A 16,940-nucleotide genomic window follows, 5' to 3' on the forward strand; every position below is an offset into this window, starting at 1 on the left:
ATGATTAATTTTACACTATGAATACTCCTTTAGCTGAAAGATTAAGACCAAAAACTTTAGCAGACTACGTGAGTCAGGCACATTTAGTAGGCGAACATGGCACTTTGACCAAACAAATTAATCAAGGCTTAATTGCCTCTATGATTTTTTGGGGACCACCAGGTATTGGCAAAACTACTCTTGCAAATATTATAGCCGAAACGTCTGGGAGACCTTTTTATACTTTAAGTGCCATAAGTTCTGGTGTTAAAGATGTACGAGAAGTTATAGAAAAAGCTAAGCAAAGTGGCGGATTGTTTACTACTAAAAACCCAATTTTGTTTATCGATGAAATTCATAGGTTTAGTAAATCGCAACAAGATTCTCTTTTACAAGCTGTTGAAAAAGGCTGGGTAACCTTAATTGGAGCTACAACCGAAAATCCAAGTTTTGAAGTCATTCCGGCTTTGTTGTCACGTTGTCAGGTTTACATTTTAAATCCATTTGAGAAAAAGGATTTAGAGGTGCTTTTAAAACGTGCTATAGAAACCGATGAGGAAATAGCTAAAAAAAACATAAAACTTAAAGAAACCGATGCCTTATTGAGACTTTCTGGAGGAGATGCAAGAAAATTACTTAATATTTTCGAACTGATAGTAAATTCTGAAGCATCAGATAATATTACAATTACAAACGAATCTGTTTTAGAAAAAGTACAAAATAATACTGTTCGTTATGATAAAACTGGTGAACAACATTATGATATTGTTTCGGCTTTTATAAAATCTATTCGTGGCAGCGACCCAAATGCTGCTGTTTATTATTTAGCCAGAATGGTGGAAGGTGGAGAGGATGTTAAATTTATTGCCAGACGTATGTTAATTTTAGCGAGCGAAGACATAGGTAATGCAAACCCAACTGCATTAGTTATGGCAAATACAACATTTCAAGCGGTATCGACAATAGGTTATCCAGAATCCCGAATTATTTTAAGCCAGTGTGCTACTTACCTGGCATGTTCTCCAAAAAGTAATGCTGCATATATGGCTATAGGTAATGCGCAACAATTGGTAAAGCAAACTGGAGATTTATCTATACCACTTGCAATACGAAATGCACCTACCAAATTAATGAAAGAAATAGGCTATGGCGAAAACTATAAATATTCTCATGATTACCCTAACAATTTTATCGCTCAGGAGTTTTTACCAAAGGAAATAACAAACACTACACTTTACAAACCTGGCAATAATGCCAGAGAACAGGCGCAACGCGAATTTTTAAAAGCAAGGTGGAAAGAAAAATATGGTTACTAAAATTTTATATCTAAAGCTTTAACCTGCAAATCGTCACCTTTTACTTCTGCAATTACCCATTTTCCATTGAGTTTATATATTACAGCTTCTTTATCTTTTACAATAAACACATCTTTTTTGCCTGAGTTTAAAATAGTGTAAACCACTTTAGGTGTTTTATCCAACAGAAGGAAGCCATTGGATGTAGCTTGCGAATACAGGGTGTTTTTAGCTACTGAAGGTTCTTTTACAGTTTTAGAGTTAATAGAAACTGGAGTTTCCTGTTTTTTAGGCAGTTCTTCTTTTTTAGTTTCATTTTTGGTTTCTTTTAAAATTTTTATTTCATCTTTTAATTTCTTTATCTCCTCCTGTGATGCTTCAGCCAATGGTGTTGCTTCTGTATTTTTAATAGCATTTTCAGGATTGTATTGATAGTTTACGTTTTCAAAATTTTCAAAAGCATTTCTTAAAGCTTCATTATAAGCTACTTTAAAGTTTTTCTCTCTAGATGTCCCTTCTGGTGAAGTGTAAATAATCTCCTCTTTACAATTTTTTAATTGTAAGGTTAGTTTTGTTTTAAATAACGTTGATTTTTTTAAAACATCGGCCTTTAACCCAAGACAGTTATTTCTTCCATAATCGCTTGGTAGAATGTCACCTTCCATAAAAGCTTCAAAATTATATTTTTCAAATAAAAACTGTGTTAAAGAATTTACTCTGTATTGATCGGCTTCCTTTAAGAAGTCGTATGTTTTAGGAACGATTACATATTTATAATCATTAAGTTCCTGCTGCGCCGAAACAGACGAAAATGCCAGTATAGCTAAAAATAATAGTATTGTTTTTTTCATAATTAAATTTATAAATATTTTTTAAGTTCCAGTAAGTGTTTTACCTGCTTTATATTATTTTCTAATGTCAGGTTGTGATAATTAAAACAAATTGCATCCAACCCGATATTTAATGCGCCAAGGATATCTGCCTCATAATTATCCCCAATCATTATGCCATTTTCTATGGTTATGTTAGCCTGTTCTACTGCATGGTGAAACACTTTAGGATTGGGTTTTTTAACACCAACCGCTTCGGAACTTGTAACCGTTTCAAAATAATGTGCAATATTAGATTTTTTTAATTTAGTATGTTGTACTTCTTTAAAACCATTGGTAATAATATGCAAACGGTATTTAGATTTTAAATACTCTAAAATTTCAATGGTGCCATCAAAAATATAATTATGTGTAGTTAAATAATCTATGTAATCTATTGCTAATTGATTGATAACCTCATCTTCAACCTGCATTTCTAATGCATCAAAAGTCTCTTTAAGTCTGGCATATCGTAAATTAATTTTGCTTACTTTTTCTTCTCTATATAATTTCCAGTATTTCAGATTAATGGGCTGATACACTTCCGAAAAACGATCTAAATCTAAAAACACCTTATTCTTTTTAAAAATAATATCGAAAGTTAATGCGGAATTTTTATCGAAATCCCAAAGCGTATGATCCAGGTCGAAAAAGACATCTGTGATTTTATTTTTCATTAGCAGAATCTAAAATAATATTAAAAAGCTCTTTATAATGCACCCAATTTTCATCTGTACCAAAGGTATAGTTATGAAACACAGGAACAAACTCACCATTCACTTTTTTTACTTCATCAATTATTCGGTTTAAATGCATTTTTTTATCTAAAAACGAGTGATGTTTTAACAGTGCATTATCCAAAACATGATAACTATTTATACGCAAAGGTGTTTGTATTTCGTAATCTAAATCGTAAAAGAAAAACGGTGTACACGTTCCGGCTCTAAATCCAATTTGGTTAATATAACCCATTGTAAAATCTTCAGGAATCTCTAATTCCACTAAGTTCCTGTAAGATTCTGGTAAATTTAATTTTGAATAAGATTGTCTGGAAGCATATAGATTTTGATTAATAATAGCCTCCATTCTTAGCTTTTCAGTTTTAAGAATTGCAATATTATCTAAAGCAAAATAGGAAACTTTTAAGCCAATTTTAGAGTAATCTCCTACTTGTTTTATAAGCGAAATAAATTTACTTTTTTGTGCATTTATATTCTTATCGTAAGTTGAGAAATCTCCTATTAAAAAGAAAAATATAAACTTGTCCTTTACTTGTTTTTGTCTGTTAATGATATATTTAAAATTATCGAAAGGGTCGTTTTGAAAACCAAACAACACCGAGAATCGCTTGTATATATCTTTAAGCCTTAACCGAAACAGGTCTCTAAATGTACCTCCTACAGTTCGCATTATGCCTTTTAACTTATAGCTATATGCACTTGGTACATCTATAACAGGCGTAATTTTATAGCTGCGTTCTGGAAAATGAAAATCTGGAAACTGCTCCTGTAGTAACTCTTTAAATTTTAATGCCCAAATATCTACAACTGGCTGGTGTAAAAAACCATTATTAAAGGCTAAACTTTCTTTTGCAGTAAATCTGCCAAATTCATCTTTTACATGCGGTAAATACTCTTCGTACCTGCTTAACAGATAGAAGGATGCCGCAAAAATATCGAATGGCAAAGCACTTTGTTCGCCGTTAGGGAAAAAGCATTTGGTTCTTTCCCAGTCTGTAACTTTAATATCTACATCGCTAATGCCTTGCTCAAATAACAACTCGTGCGAACGCACAAAAATTTCATTACTTAAAGGTTGTCGCGTATAAGATATTTTTAAACTATCGTGGGCAATAAAATCTTCGATTTTAGTAGTAAAACTCACTGGGATTTCCAAAATTCGTGTACATATTTGTTTAAATGTGTACCGCAATCGTGGTGTTATTTTATGAGTGTAAATTAAAAGCATAAATATTGTGAGTTCTAAAAGCTAAAATACCAAATTTCAACCCTCTAAGTGGGTTTTGTACGAGGATTTTTTATTGCCTATTTTACAAAAGAGACTCATCGGCGAAACTAAAATAAGCTGTTTCTGTAACAATTAAATGGTCTAAAATTTTAATGTCTAAACTCTGCGCTGCCGTTTTAAGTTTCGCAGTTAAATCTTTATCTGCCTGGCTTGGTTTTAAAGTGCCTGATGGATGATTATGCGCCAATATAATACCTACTGCACCTACTTCCAAAGCTGTTTTTAAAGCCAAACGCACATCGACCAAGGTGCCTGTAATACCGCCTTTGCTTAGTTGGTTTTTTTGGATTACTTTATTGGAGTTATTTAAATATATAATCCAGAATTCTTCGTGAGGTAAATCGCCAATTACAGGTTGCATAAGTTCAAAAACCGAAGCGCTCGAAGTAATTTTTTTGCGTTCTAAAGCCTCACCTCCTCGCCTACGCCTCCCCAGTTCTAAAGCTGCAATAATAGAAATTGCCTTAGCCTCGCCAATACCTTTAAATTGCATAAGCTGCTTGATATTAAGTTTACCCAGTTCGCTTAAATTATTATCTGTGCTTGCTAGAATACGTTTACATAATGCGACTGCACTTTCTTCCCTGTTGCCAGAACCTATTAAAATAGCCACTAACTCGGCATCACTTAAAGCCGCTTTGCCTTTGTCGCGTAATTTTTCTCGCGGCTGGTCGTCTTGCGACCAGTTTTTTATGGAAAATGAAGTTGGTTTTTCAGACATGTTATAAAACTACATCTTTTTTTTAATTATTTGTTTTTAATGTTGAAAGACTCTTTCCGCATTTAAGAATAATAACGTAATTTTAAAATTACAAATCAATAAGCACTTATGAAATCTATTTTTAATTCTGAAGCCTATAAAGAAATACTTAATCGAATAGATAAGCTTAATGAGAACACGCATCCAAATTGGGGAAAAATGAGCGTAGGACAAATGGTCTATCATTGTCAAGGACCGCTAAATATAATGCTTCAAAAAAAAGACTATGGCTTAAAACCAAACTGGCTTATTAAACTATTTGTTAAAAAATCACTTTATAGCGATAAGCCTTATCGTAAAAACATGCCAACTGTTTCTGTTTTTAAAGTTGAAGAAAGCAAAGATTTCGAGACAGAAAAAACCGTGTTAGTTAGTCTTATCAATGAACTTTACGATAATAGGGACAAAGATACATGGCAAGCGCATCCCGTTTTTGGAACATTTACTAATGAGCAATGGGCTAAAATGCAATACAAGCATTTAGATCATCATTTAACTCAATTTGGTGTATGAAATATCCACCAAAACACCACCAAGACAACAATAAAATTCACTTAATCGAGGTAATAAAAACGTATCCATTAGCCACCATCATTTCGGTTAAAGATGGCGAACCATTAATTACGCATTTGCCATTAATCTATAATGAAGAAGGCAAACTTATTGGCCACATTGATATTTACAATCCACAAACCGAATTACTAAAAGACAATAACGATTTAACTATTCTTTTCTACGGTCCGCAATGCTATATTTCGCCAAGTATTTACACCACCACGCAGTTACCAACCTGGAATTATATTCGTGTACATTTAAAAGGTAAAGTAAAGCGTATTGAAAGTAACGAGGCCTTAAAACAAAGCCTAATCACCATGACCGAGTTTCTGGAAGCTCCAGACCATAAATACGTTTTAGAACCAGATAATTCAAGATTAGAGGCCAACCTAAACTATATAAAGTTATTTGAAATTGATATTACCCATTGGGAAGGTAAATTTAAACTCTCGCAAGACAAACATCCCAAAGACATTAGTAATGCCAGAGCAGAGTTAATTCGTACTAACAAAGAAAGTATAAAGCGTTTTTTAGATACTATTTTTTAATTTTAAGTTTGAAAGCCCATTCAAAAAATTATATTTGCCACTCTAAAAATTACTTATGTTATTATCGTTTCAAAATAAATTATTTACAAGTCTTTTTTTAATCCTTTTAACTTACTCTGTTTCTGCACAAACAGAAACAAAGCGGTTTGTTAAAGCGTCTATAGGATTAGGTTACAGTTATCCTTCTGAAGAAGTAGATGTTGCTGGTTCTGGTTTTTATATTCAGGGAGAATATGTATTTAAATTTTCAAAATGGCTAAGTGCAAGACCTTATGCTGGTTATATCTCTACCTCACCAGATAGTGAACTTACAGCAGAAAATGATGCTGGTTACCAAGTGACTGCTAACGCTTTTTTATTAGGAGCCAAAGGCAGGCTTACATTTCCTATACCATGGGTTTCACCATATATTGAAACTGGAATTGGAACCTCGATTGGGTCTTTTAGAACGTTTATTCCTGGAACAGATTTCGATATAAGCGGCATTTTAATACATATTCCTGCAACAATAGGGTTAGGAATTGGTCGTAACAATGGTCTTGAAATTGAGTTTACCTACTTTATTCATCCTTCGGCAGAGCAATTTTCTGGTGCAGCAGCCATTGGTTTTAATTTTCCTTTAAACTAATTAAAAGTAATAGCTTTTAACTTTATTTTTAACTATTGAATGCTATACGCATCCAACCGCCTTATAATACTCGGTATATCACTTGTTACAAAAGAAGTGGTGTCATATACCAAGCCAATACCATCTGAATAATAAAAGCGATCTAAGCTTGGTGATGGCGTACCATCACTAAATATCGCATAACGCTCAGAATTTATACAGGTAAATATGCCAGCTTCTACAGTTAAATCTGTTGTATTGTGAACCAAAATTTCCATAATATTTCCCCAGGATTGTTCAGACAATAATCTTTCGTTATAGTCATTATTGGTGAATTTTATGTTGCCTTGATTATCTATTAAATCGCCTTCAACTTCGCGTAAAAATTCAAAATGTTCTCCGTTAGGATTGCAAAAGGTTATGTTTGTTTGGTTTCCTGTGGTAAGACGTCTAAACTTAAAATAGGTTTCGCCATTAAAATTTTCTGTACCAACAATGCTTATAGAGTCTATAACACTTGTTTCTTCATAGGTGTCTATATTAACGTTATACTTATAGTTTTTGTACACCCAAGCATTACCAACTGTTAATGCATAAAAATTAGATTCTGGTGGTTGTTGTGTTGGTTCTTGTGTGTCGTTATCTGAAGTACAAGACAAAGCAAATGCAATAATGCATAAAGAGAAAAGAATACGTTTCATAATAGTGGTTTTTTTAGATTGATTAATATAAACGTAGTAGTGTTTCCAGATGCTATGGTTTGGTTGTGTTATAAATTATTAACGGTGTTTTTGAGGTTTTATTTTGTTGTAAGCGCTTTGAGGTTGTAATATTTTAGTCTAACTTCTAATTTAAAACATCCGTAAAATGTTGAACTAAATAAAACAACTCTACCCAATCAACCCCTTCAAAGCCTCAAAATCCAAACCACCATAATTACCACTACTCATTAACAATAAGGCTGTATCATCGAAATCCTGTGAAAATAAAAACGCTTTAAATTCCTCTGGATTGGTATAAATAATTAAATCGTCACGCTGGAAAGCGTTGGCAATTTGCTCATGCGTAACTTCTTCCAGTTTTTTAATTTCTACTGCATGCGGAGAATAAAAAACCACTGCAACATCTGCTGCATCCAAAGCGCCTTTATATTCTTTTAGAAATTCGGCATTTAGGCTACTATAGGTGTGTAACTCCAAGCAGGCTATTAACGTTCGGTTTTTATATTGCTCTTTTACTGCATTTGTTGTGGCTTCAACTTTGCTTGGTGAGTGTGCAAAATCTTTATAAGCTACGCTGTTTTTACTTTCGGCTATTTTCTCTAATCGTTTACTTGCGCCTTTAAATGTTGAGATGGCCTCGTAGAAATCGTCTTCATCAATGCCCATATGTTGGCAAATCCATTTCGCGCCAGCCAAATTATTAAGATTATGCTTCCCAAATACTTCAATTGGCAAGGGCCCTTCTGGAGTTTCAAGAAGCGTTTGCCCATTTTCAACCGTGTATTCTGGTGTTTGGTAAGCGATTTTTCTAATTTGGTTATCGCTTGCTTCCACTACGCGTTTTACCTCAGCATCTTCTTCGTTGTAATTAATACTTCCGCCTTGTACAATAGAATCTACAAAAATGCTAAACTGCTCGACATAATTTTCAAAAGTAGGAAATACGTTAATATGATCCCAGGCAATGCCGCTTAACAAAGCTATATTTGGTTTGTATAAATGAAATTTTGGACGCCTATCTATTGGCGAACTTAAATACTCATCGCCTTCTAATACTATAAAATCGTTGTCTTCGGTTAGTTTTACCATAACATCGAACCCTTCTAACTGCGCACCAACCATATAATCGACATCACGATCATGATAATGCATAACATGCAAAATCATAGAAGTAATGGTTGTTTTACCGTGACTTCCGCCAATAACCACTCTGGTTTTATGTTTAGATTGCTCGTATAAAAACTCTGGGTAACTGTATATTTTTAAGCCTAATTCTTGCGCTTTTAAAAGCTCAGGATTATCGGCTTTAGCATGCATACCTAAAACAATAGCATCTAAATTTGAAGTAATTTTCTCTGGGAACCAACCAAAAGATTCTGGTAACAACCCTTTTGCTTCTAATCGTGATTTTGAAGGCTCGAATATTGTATCGTCACTTCCCGTTACTTGATATCCTTTATTGTGTAAAGCTAATGCAAGATTATGCATAGCACTGCCTCCAATGGCTATAAAATGTACGTTCATAGAGTTTTTCTGAATAAAAAGTAAATATAAGTATTGGATTTAATTCTGACACGAATTTCACTAACTTTCACTAATCTTTATATGCCACGAAGATTCTGAAGAACACGACGAATACAAAAAACTAAATATAAGTTTCGGCTCCTTCCTTTAGTTAAAGAAAGGTGAATTTATTGAAAATTAATTCGGATGGTTTGCCTAAAAAAGCATAGCAATTTTAAATAGTAGTGAATACAATATGCATGCAAACTATAAAAAAACTACAAATTAGAAATAATAGCTTTTTCTTCTTTAAAAACCTCAATTTTTGGTAAATCAGTAATCGCTTTATCAATCCATTTAAGCGCTTCAGTTTTATCGTTTTTATGCTTATTAATTTGTGCCAATCTGTAATAAGCCCAAGCCTTTGGCACACCATCTTTGGCGCTATAATTTTCTAAATATACTTTTAGGCAAAACTCTCCTTTTTCAAGCTGTACGTTATAATCTGCACACACTTTACCTATTTGGTAATGCATAGCATTACGTTTGTGCTTAACATTAGATGCTTCCAGCGTCGCAATGGCTTCCTCGCTTTTGCCTTCCTTTTCGTAGAGTTTGGTTAACTTATCGTAACATGTTATCGAACCGCCTTCTTTAATGGCTTTTTTGTAGAATGTTTCGGCTAATTCCGGCTCGTCGTCATATTCGTAAATATAGCCTTTGGCTAAGTAGCCATCTACTTTAGATAGCGCTTCTAACTCATTCGCATACTTTAAACTTTTGCTTTTACTGCCACCAACAATACCTGGTAATTGCATATATAATTCTACTAAAGCCCAACGTGTATCTATATGTTTAGGGTCTAATTCTGCAGCTTTTAAAAATGCCTGTTTAACATCACCTATAATACCTAAAGCTTTGATTTTACTAATAGATAGCGCCTTCATACCTAAAGCACCTCCATATTTATAATGGTAATTGGCTTCGCTTGGTTTGGCATCTATTATTTTTTTGTAATGAGTCGCTGCTTCATCCCACTTTTTCTGGTGTCCATACGCATCGCCTAATAATTCTATCGCTTTAATATCCTTTGGATTTTTATCTACAAAAGAAATAAGATGTTTTTCTGCTTTAGAAAACTGTTTATTGTCTATCATGATTTTGGCTTCAGAAACAGCCGACTGGCCCAATAAAAACAGAGGTGACAGCAATAAAACAAATAAAATCTTCTTCATAATTTTTAAGTTAAGGCAAAAATAACAATCTAATGGTATTGTTTTTGATTTTAAAAACGAAAATAAAAGAGTTACTTTTAAAAAAGCTTAGTTCACTCATTCAAACGCTTACTTCACGTATTTAGTGTTTGGTAATTTAAGCGTTGCAAGTACATTGCTTTAAAAAATCGATACAATGAACAAATTAGTTACCCTATTAATGATTATTCTTTTTGCTAATACATCACTCTCTCAAAACAACAACTATTCCAAATTGTGGAGTGAGGTAGAAAACCTTGAGGTTAAAGGTTTGCCAAAATCGGCATTGGAGATTGTAGAAACTATTGAGAAACAGGCAAAAGCCGAAAACAATTCGCCGCAACTCATTAAAGTAATGCTGTTTAAAAGCAAATTTATGCTTACGCTCGAAGAGGATGCGCAACTTAGCATTATTAACGCTTTTAAAGCTGAAATTAAAAAGAGTGAGGTGCCAACCAAAAATGTGTTAGAGAATATTCTGGCAACGTTATACTGGCAATATTTTCAGCAAAACCGTTGGAAATTTTATAATAGAACGCAAACCAACGAAAAAGTAGATGCGGAAGATTTTAGAACCTGGGATTTAGAAACGCTATTCGAAGAGGTGCATTTACATTATAAAAATTCACTCAATAATGGCTTAATATTACAGCAAAGCAATTTAGATGACTTTGATGTTATTATTAACAAACAAAAGGATTCGAGAATTTACCGTCCAACGTTGTTCGATTTTTTAGCGCATAATGCACTAATTTTTTACAAGCATCAGGAAAGCCGTATTACCAAACCTGCCTATAAATTTTTAATAGATGATGCTAATTATTTAGCGCCTTCAAAAACTTATGCCAATTTAAGAATAGTCTCAAAGGACACTTCATCATTAGAATTGAATGCCCTAAAATTATACCAGGAATTAATAAAGTTTCATTTAAAAGACAAAGAACCTTATGCGCTTGCCGATGTTAATATCGAGCGTTTAGATTTTGTTAAACAACATGCTATTTTTAACGATAAAGATGCTGTTTATATTAATGCACTTAAAGTTGAAATTGAAGCACACCAATCGCACGACGTTTCTGCTTTATATAATTTTAAGTTAGCTTCTATATATAGTACTCAAGGTGCTACATACAATGCTGAAACAAATCCTGATGTGCGCTGGAAAATTAAAGAAGCCATTACCATTTGCGATGCAACAATTGCAAAATTTCCAGACAGTAAAGGTGCAGAACAATGTCGTGTTTTAAAACATCATCTGGAAAACCCAAGTTTACAGATTATAACAGAAAGCATGCTTCCTATACAAACCGAAGCACGTTTATTGGTGACTTACAAGGAATTGAATGCGCTTAATTTATCGGCTTACAAATTAACCGAAAAGCAATACAATACCTTTACCAAAACTTACAGACGCGATGAACAGGAAGCTTTTATAGCCAAATTAGATGCTGTAAAAAGCTGGGATGCTTCACTTAAAAATGAAAAAGATTTTCAAATTCACACTACCGAAATTTTAATGCCTAAGCTGGATAATGGTCGCTATATTATTACGGCTAATTCTTCGGCTTTAGAAAATAATTTTAAAGCACACACGCTTGTTCAAATTACAAATATTGCCATGTTAGAGCATGACGATGCCGATAAAAAACACCTTCAGTTTATAAATAGAAATAATGGTGAACCTTTTGCTAATGCTAAGGTGAACATAGAATACACTTATGGAAACGAAGAGGTTGAGATTGTTAATACAACTACAGATTCTAAAGGGAAATTAAGTATCACCAAATCCCGAAAAAGGAGAAACAATGCCAACATAAAAATTACAGCTAATAATGACGTGGCTTACTTTAATAACTTGTATATAAATAGTTATTACAGAAACCATTATAACGATAATAATAACGACAGACGCAATGCTTTTCTGTTTACAGACAGAAGCATTTACAGACCAGGACAAACCGTTTATTTTAAAGGTATTGCTATAAAAACTAAGGATAACAAATCTGAAGTAATAGCAAACCAAACGGTTACGGTTGTGTTAAACAATGTAAATGGCGAAAAAGTAAAATCTTTACAATTAAAAACTAACGATTATGGCTCTGTTGCTGGAGAGTTTATACTTCCAAATGGTGGTTTAACAGGTAGTTTTAGCATGGTTTTAAGCGGCAGTTATAATTTAAGCGGTTATACTTCTATTTCGGTTGAAGAATATAAACGCCCTAAATTCGAAACCAATTTTAAACCCATTACCGAAACTATAAAAGTGAATGATAGTGTTACCGTAAAAGGTGAAGCCTTGGCTTTTGCTGGCTCAACCATTAGTGATGCTAAGGTAAGTTATCGTGTTAAACGTAATGTGCAATATCCACGTTGGTATTATTGGAGTCGTCCGGCATTTCAAGATCAGGGTCAGGAAATCGTACAAGGTGAAACTACAACAGATGCAGCTGGGAATTACGAGATTACTTTTAAAGCCATTCCAGACGAAACTGTAGATAAAAAAGGCTTGCCTGTTTTTAAATATGAAGTCACTGCAGATGTTACAGATATTAATGGCGAAACACGAAGCACAACAACCATTGTTAATGTTGGATACCATGCTTTAACAGCAAGTATAACTGTAGATAACAGTTTAGACAAAACAAATAAAGACCACAAAATTACTATAGATACGCGCAATTTAAATGGAGAGTTTGTTCCTGCAAAAGGCACATTAAAAATATATAAGCTTAAAGCGCCTGAGCAGGTGTTGCGTCCACGACCTTGGCAAGCGCCAGATTATAAAAACTTCACTGAAACAGAATTTAAACAACGTTTCCCGCATGATGCGTATACAAATGAACATCAATCTGAAAACTGGGAAAAAGGTGAACTCGTTTTCGATAAAAAGTTTGATACCGAAAAATCTAAGGAAATTGCATTAGGCAACATTAAAAAATGGGAATCTGGCGAATACATTGTTTTACTAGAAACGAAAGATAAATTTGGTCAGGAGGTAAAAGATGAAGCAAAAACAAGGCTGTATAGTGAAAATGATACTGTTTTGGCAGACAACCAGTTGTTTCGTATTACTACAGATAAGCAGGAATATACCACCAACGATACTGTAGAATTAACCTTAGCAACTGCGGCAGAGGATATTGTAGTAACGGTAGATATTGAGAAAGATCACGAGATTATTAATAGCTACATGGTACAATTAAACCGAAACAAAAAAACAATTAAAATACCTGTAACAGAAAAAGATCTTGGTGGTTTTGTGGTGCATTACAGTTTTGCAGCGTTTAATAGTTTTCATGGTAATACGGTTAGAATTAATGTGCCTTATCCTAAAACCGATTTAGAAATAGAAACACAAACCTTTAGAGACAAACTACAACCTGGAACCGATGAAACTTGGAAATTTAAAATAAAAGGACCAAAAGGCGATAAAGTGACTGCCGAGTTATTAGCAAGCATGTACGATGCCTCTTTAGATGAGTTTAAACCTCACAACTGGAGTTTTAACCCTATTTATCGCTCAATGTATTACTCAAATTTTAGACGTAATGCACATAAAAGTTTTGGGAATACTAATTTCAATGTAAATAGAGATGCCTCGTATAAAAACTATCCAAGCCCGCAACAATACGACCAGTTAAACTGGTTTGGTTTTGATTTGAATAACAAATGGATGTACCAACAGTATCTTCAAAAATTAAGACAACAGAGAAGCATCAGTACTTATGATAAAGATATTAAAGGAGGAACTGTAGTTGGTTATGTTTATGATGGAGGAAATCAGCCTATTCAAGGAGTAAACATCACTCTCAACAACAGTACGAAAGTTATTACAACAGATTCAAATGGTTATTTTACTATAGATGCTAAATTTGGTGATAAAATAACACTACGCTACGTTGGTTCTGAGAAATCAATCATTATAGATAAAGGAAATAGTTTGAAAATTTATTTTAATAATAATACTTTAGGTCAAGTTGTTGTTACAGATCTAGGTATAAAAAGAAAATCTGATGCTCCTACAACAGTTTATCAAGAAGAAAAAGAATCTTTACAAGATGCTACCATTGTAAACAGTCTATCTGGCAAAGTTTCAGGTTTAACAATCTCACAAAACCCTAATGGTGTTTCTGGTGATACAAGAATTGTCTTAAGAGGTAATCGTTCAATTTCTGGAAATAAAAACGCCTTAGTAGTTATTGATGGTAAAATTTCTACAAATGAAATATTAGAGTCTTTAAACCCAAATAATATTATTTCTGTTGAAGTTCTAAAAGGAGCTGAAGGAACTGCATTATACGGTTCTCAAGGAGCAAATGGAGTTATAGTTGTTATCACATCTAATAATCCAGATGCAAATTTCAGCAACGTAAAAATCCGTAAAAACCTTCAAGAAACGGCGTTTTTCTTTCCTCAGTTAGAAACAGATAATAATGGTAATGTGTCGTTTAGTTTTACAACACCAGAAGCTTTAACCAAATGGAAGCTACAATTGTTGGCACATACTAAAACTTTAGAACATGCTACAACATCCTTAACTACTGTTACCCAAAAAGAATTAATGGTGTTACCAAATGTACCACGTTTTTTACGTCAAGGTGATCAAATTAAAATTTCGACTAAAATTGCAAATCTTACAGATAAAGCATTACAAGGTGTTGCAGTGCTTCAGTTGTTTGATGCCTTGACAGGAGAACCGATTGATAATAAATTATCAAACGCTAATAACAATTTAGGTTTCAGTGTTGATGCAAAAGGCAACACAAGTGTTACTTGGAGTTTAAATGTTTCGGACGATGTGCAAGCTGTTCAGTATAAAATAATAGCAAAATCTGGAGATTACAGCGATGGTGAACAAAATGCGTTACCTGTCTTAACCAATAGAATGTTAGTGACAGAGAGTTTGCCAATGTGGATTAGGAGCAATCAAACAAAAACCTTCACTTTAGATAAGCTTAAAACAAACACATCTACAACACTTAAAAACCATAAGCTAACCTTAGAGATGACTAGTAATCCAGCTTGGTATGCAGTACAAGCTTTACCTTATTTAATGGAATACCCTTACGAGTGTAACGAGCAAACCTTCTCGCGATTTTATGCAAATGCGTTAGCGAGCCACATTGCGAATTCAAACCCAAGAATTCAAGAAGTTTTTAACCAATGGAAAAATACAGATGCTTTACTAAGTAATTTGGAGAAAAATGAAGAATTAAAATCTATTTTAATTCAAGAAACACCTTGGTTACGCGATGCACAAAGTGAAACCGAACAGAAAAAACGCATTGCGTTGTTATTCGATTTAAATAAAATGAATAACGAATTAACACGCGCTAAAAACAAATTAAAACAAAACCAGATGTCTAATGGTGCCTGGTCTTGGTTTGGCGATTATCGTGCTAATCGTTTTATCACACAGCATATAATTACTGGTTTTGGGCATTTAAAAAAGTTGGAAGTTATTCAAACTGAAGGTGAAACTTCTATGATAAACAAAGCACTAAATTATTTAGATGCCGAATTTATTCAAGAATATAAAGACATTAGAAAATACGACAAAAATGCCGATTTAAACACCGACCGTTTAAGCTATACGCAATTACATTATTTGTATATGCGTAGTTTCTTCCCAGAAAATAAGCCAAGTAAAGAAGCTCGTGAGATTATGGATTATTACCATTCTCAAATTAAAAATTACTGGTTAAAGCGCTCGTTATATTCTAAAGGGATGATGGCTTTAGTAACCCATAGAATGAATGACGCTGCGACTACTGCTAAAATTTTAAACTCACTAAAAGAAACAAGTATTACAAGTGAAGAATTAGGCATGTATTGGAAAGCAAACACCAGCTCGTGGTATTGGTATCAAGCACCAATAGAAACGCAAGCCTTAATGATTGAAGCTTTCGCTGAAGCTGGAACAACCATACAAACCAAAGCAAAGAATGTAGAAACCATAGACGAGCTTAAAATCTGGTTACTTAAAAACAAGCAAACCAATAGCTGGAAAACCACGAAAGCAACAACCAAAGCTGTGTACGCCTTATTATTACAAGGTAGCGATTGGTTGAGTGGCTCCACTGAGCATGGTCGAAGTGTTACAGACATGGTAGAAGTAATTGTTGGAGACCAACCTATTTCACCATCGAAATTAGAAGACGTAAAAGTAGAAGCAGGAACGGGTTATTATAAAACAAGCTGGACAGGTGCAGAAATTACACCTAACATGGCAGATGTAAAAATCACCAAAAAAGGAAATGGAATTGCTTGGGGAAGCCTGTACTGGCAATATTTTGAGGATTTAGATAAAATTACCTCAGCTGAAACACCTTTGAAATTGAAGAAAAAGCTCTTTAAAAAAACAAATACAGATAAAGGTGAAGTAATAACAGATATTACCAAAGACACTAAATTAGAAGTTGGCGATTTAGTAAGAGTACGCATAGAGTTACGAAGCGATCGTGCTATGGAATTTGTACACATGAAAGACATGCGAGCTGCAGGATTAGAACCTGTAAACGTATTATCGCGATATAAATATCAAGATGGTTTAGGTTATTATGAAGCAACAAAAGATGCATCGACCAACTTCTTTTTCGACTATTTACCAAAAGGTATTTACGTTTTTGAATACGATTTACGTGTGAGTAATGCAGGAAATATGAGTAATGGGATAACAACCATACAAAGTATGTATGCTCCAGAGTTTAGTAGCCATAGTGAAGGCACAAGAATAACTGTGGAGTAACTACTGCTTTTGAATCCTGATAGCTATCAACAAGTAATCTCATAGTATTACATTAGAACTAAAAAAGCTAAAA

Annotated in this window: 12 protein-coding genes; 5 read left to right on the plus strand and 7 right to left on the minus strand. The window is 33.7% G+C overall.

What is annotated here, in order from left to right; translation table 11 throughout:
• Positions 1–17 precede the first annotated feature (17 nt).
• Entirely contained in the window at positions 18–1,295 is a 1,278-nt protein-coding gene (locus ACVC43_RS01985; RefSeq protein ID WP_452222891.1) for a replication-associated recombination protein A, read from the plus strand.
• Here ACVC43_RS01985 and ACVC43_RS01990 read toward each other — a convergent pair.
• The 4 genes from ACVC43_RS01990 to radC form a co-directional block, all read right to left on the minus strand.
• Complete coding sequence (locus ACVC43_RS01990; RefSeq protein WP_452222892.1) at positions 1,292–2,125, minus strand: hypothetical protein; 834 nt, start codon at positions 2,123–2,125, stop codon at positions 1,292–1,294. The two genes, ACVC43_RS01985 and ACVC43_RS01990, sit on opposite strands and share 4 nt — an antisense overlap.
• An 8-nt stretch (positions 2,126–2,133) precedes the next feature.
• Positions 2,134–2,820 (minus strand): YjjG family noncanonical pyrimidine nucleotidase, encoded by a 687-nt coding sequence (locus ACVC43_RS01995; protein ID WP_452222893.1) that lies wholly within the window; start codon positions 2,818–2,820, stop codon positions 2,134–2,136.
• A complete protein-coding gene (locus tag ACVC43_RS02000) occupies positions 2,810–4,111 on the minus strand; it encodes a polysaccharide deacetylase family protein (RefSeq protein ID WP_452222894.1) in 1,302 nt (433 codons plus the stop codon). Before ACVC43_RS02000 ends, ACVC43_RS01995 begins: the two co-directional genes overlap by 11 nt.
• Before the next feature lie 82 nt (positions 4,112–4,193).
• Positions 4,194–4,892 (minus strand): RadC family protein, encoded by a 699-nt coding sequence (radC, locus tag ACVC43_RS02005; protein WP_452222895.1) that lies wholly within the window; start codon positions 4,890–4,892, stop codon positions 4,194–4,196.
• Between the two features lie 108 nt (positions 4,893–5,000).
• Here radC and ACVC43_RS02010 point away from each other — a divergent pair, with 108 nt between their 5' ends.
• Genes ACVC43_RS02010 through ACVC43_RS02020 form a run of 3 tightly spaced genes read left to right on the plus strand, consistent with a single transcriptional unit; the run spans position 5,001 to position 6,662 of the window.
• A complete protein-coding gene (locus ACVC43_RS02010) occupies positions 5,001–5,444 on the plus strand; it encodes a DUF1569 domain-containing protein (protein WP_452222896.1) in 444 nt (147 codons plus the stop codon).
• Positions 5,441–6,034, plus strand: coding sequence for an FMN-binding negative transcriptional regulator (locus tag ACVC43_RS02015; RefSeq protein ID WP_452222897.1), 594 nt, complete (start codon positions 5,441–5,443; stop codon positions 6,032–6,034). Before ACVC43_RS02010 ends, ACVC43_RS02015 begins: the two co-directional genes overlap by 4 nt.
• Positions 6,035–6,089: 55 nt before the next feature.
• Positions 6,090–6,662 carry an outer membrane beta-barrel protein gene (locus ACVC43_RS02020; RefSeq protein ID WP_452222898.1) on the plus strand — a complete coding sequence of 191 codons (573 nt, stop codon included), beginning with the start codon at positions 6,090–6,092 and terminating at the stop codon, positions 6,660–6,662.
• Between the two features lie 32 nt (positions 6,663–6,694).
• Here ACVC43_RS02020 and ACVC43_RS02025 read toward each other — a convergent pair whose 3' ends face one another.
• The 3 genes from ACVC43_RS02025 to ACVC43_RS02035 all read right to left on the minus strand — a co-directional run bounded on the left by ACVC43_RS02025 (position 6,695) and on the right by ACVC43_RS02035 (position 10,101).
• A complete protein-coding gene (locus ACVC43_RS02025) occupies positions 6,695–7,342 on the minus strand; it encodes a hypothetical protein (protein WP_452222899.1) in 648 nt (215 codons plus the stop codon).
• Between the two features lie 189 nt (positions 7,343–7,531).
• On the minus strand, positions 7,532–8,887 hold the full coding sequence (locus ACVC43_RS02030; RefSeq protein ID WP_452222900.1) for a UDP-N-acetylmuramate--L-alanine ligase: 1,356 nt from the start codon (positions 8,885–8,887) through the stop codon (positions 7,532–7,534).
• Between the two features lie 257 nt (positions 8,888–9,144).
• Positions 9,145–10,101, minus strand: a complete 957-nt coding sequence (locus ACVC43_RS02035; RefSeq protein ID WP_452222901.1) for a tetratricopeptide repeat protein — start codon at positions 10,099–10,101, stop codon at positions 9,145–9,147.
• Positions 10,102–10,276: 175 nt separating this feature from the next.
• Between ACVC43_RS02035 and ACVC43_RS02040 the strand changes: the two genes are divergently transcribed.
• A complete protein-coding gene (locus ACVC43_RS02040; protein WP_452222902.1) occupies positions 10,277–16,867 on the plus strand; it encodes an alpha-2-macroglobulin family protein in 6,591 nt (2,196 codons plus the stop codon).
• Positions 16,868–16,940 lie beyond the last annotated feature (73 nt).

The organism is Lacinutrix chionoecetis (genome assembly GCF_053604665.1).

What these genes read in the sequence shown, in the direction of transcription:
- ACVC43_RS01985 (WP_452222891.1), top strand. Translation starts at nt 18, where the DNA reads ATGAATACTCCTTTAGCTGAAAGATTAAGACCAAAAACTTTAGCAGAC.
- ACVC43_RS01990 (WP_452222892.1), bottom strand. Translation starts at nt 2,125, where the DNA reads ATGAAAAAAACAATACTATTATTTTTAGCTATACTGGCATTTTCGTCT.
- ACVC43_RS01995 (WP_452222893.1), bottom strand. Translation starts at nt 2,820, where the DNA reads ATGAAAAATAAAATCACAGATGTCTTTTTCGACCTGGATCATACGCTT.
- ACVC43_RS02000 (WP_452222894.1), bottom strand. Translation starts at nt 4,111, where the DNA reads ATGCTTTTAATTTACACTCATAAAATAACACCACGATTGCGGTACACA.
- radC (WP_452222895.1), bottom strand. Translation starts at nt 4,892, where the DNA reads ATGTCTGAAAAACCAACTTCATTTTCCATAAAAAACTGGTCGCAAGAC.
- ACVC43_RS02010 (WP_452222896.1), top strand. Translation starts at nt 5,001, where the DNA reads ATGAAATCTATTTTTAATTCTGAAGCCTATAAAGAAATACTTAATCGA.
- ACVC43_RS02015 (WP_452222897.1), top strand. Translation starts at nt 5,441, where the DNA reads ATGAAATATCCACCAAAACACCACCAAGACAACAATAAAATTCACTTA.
- ACVC43_RS02020 (WP_452222898.1), top strand. Translation starts at nt 6,090, where the DNA reads ATGTTATTATCGTTTCAAAATAAATTATTTACAAGTCTTTTTTTAATC.
- ACVC43_RS02025 (WP_452222899.1), bottom strand. Translation starts at nt 7,342, where the DNA reads ATGAAACGTATTCTTTTCTCTTTATGCATTATTGCATTTGCTTTGTCT.
- ACVC43_RS02030 (WP_452222900.1), bottom strand. Translation starts at nt 8,887, where the DNA reads ATGAACGTACATTTTATAGCCATTGGAGGCAGTGCTATGCATAATCTT.
- ACVC43_RS02035 (WP_452222901.1), bottom strand. Translation starts at nt 10,101, where the DNA reads ATGAAGAAGATTTTATTTGTTTTATTGCTGTCACCTCTGTTTTTATTG.
- ACVC43_RS02040 (WP_452222902.1), top strand. Translation starts at nt 10,277, where the DNA reads ATGAACAAATTAGTTACCCTATTAATGATTATTCTTTTTGCTAATACA.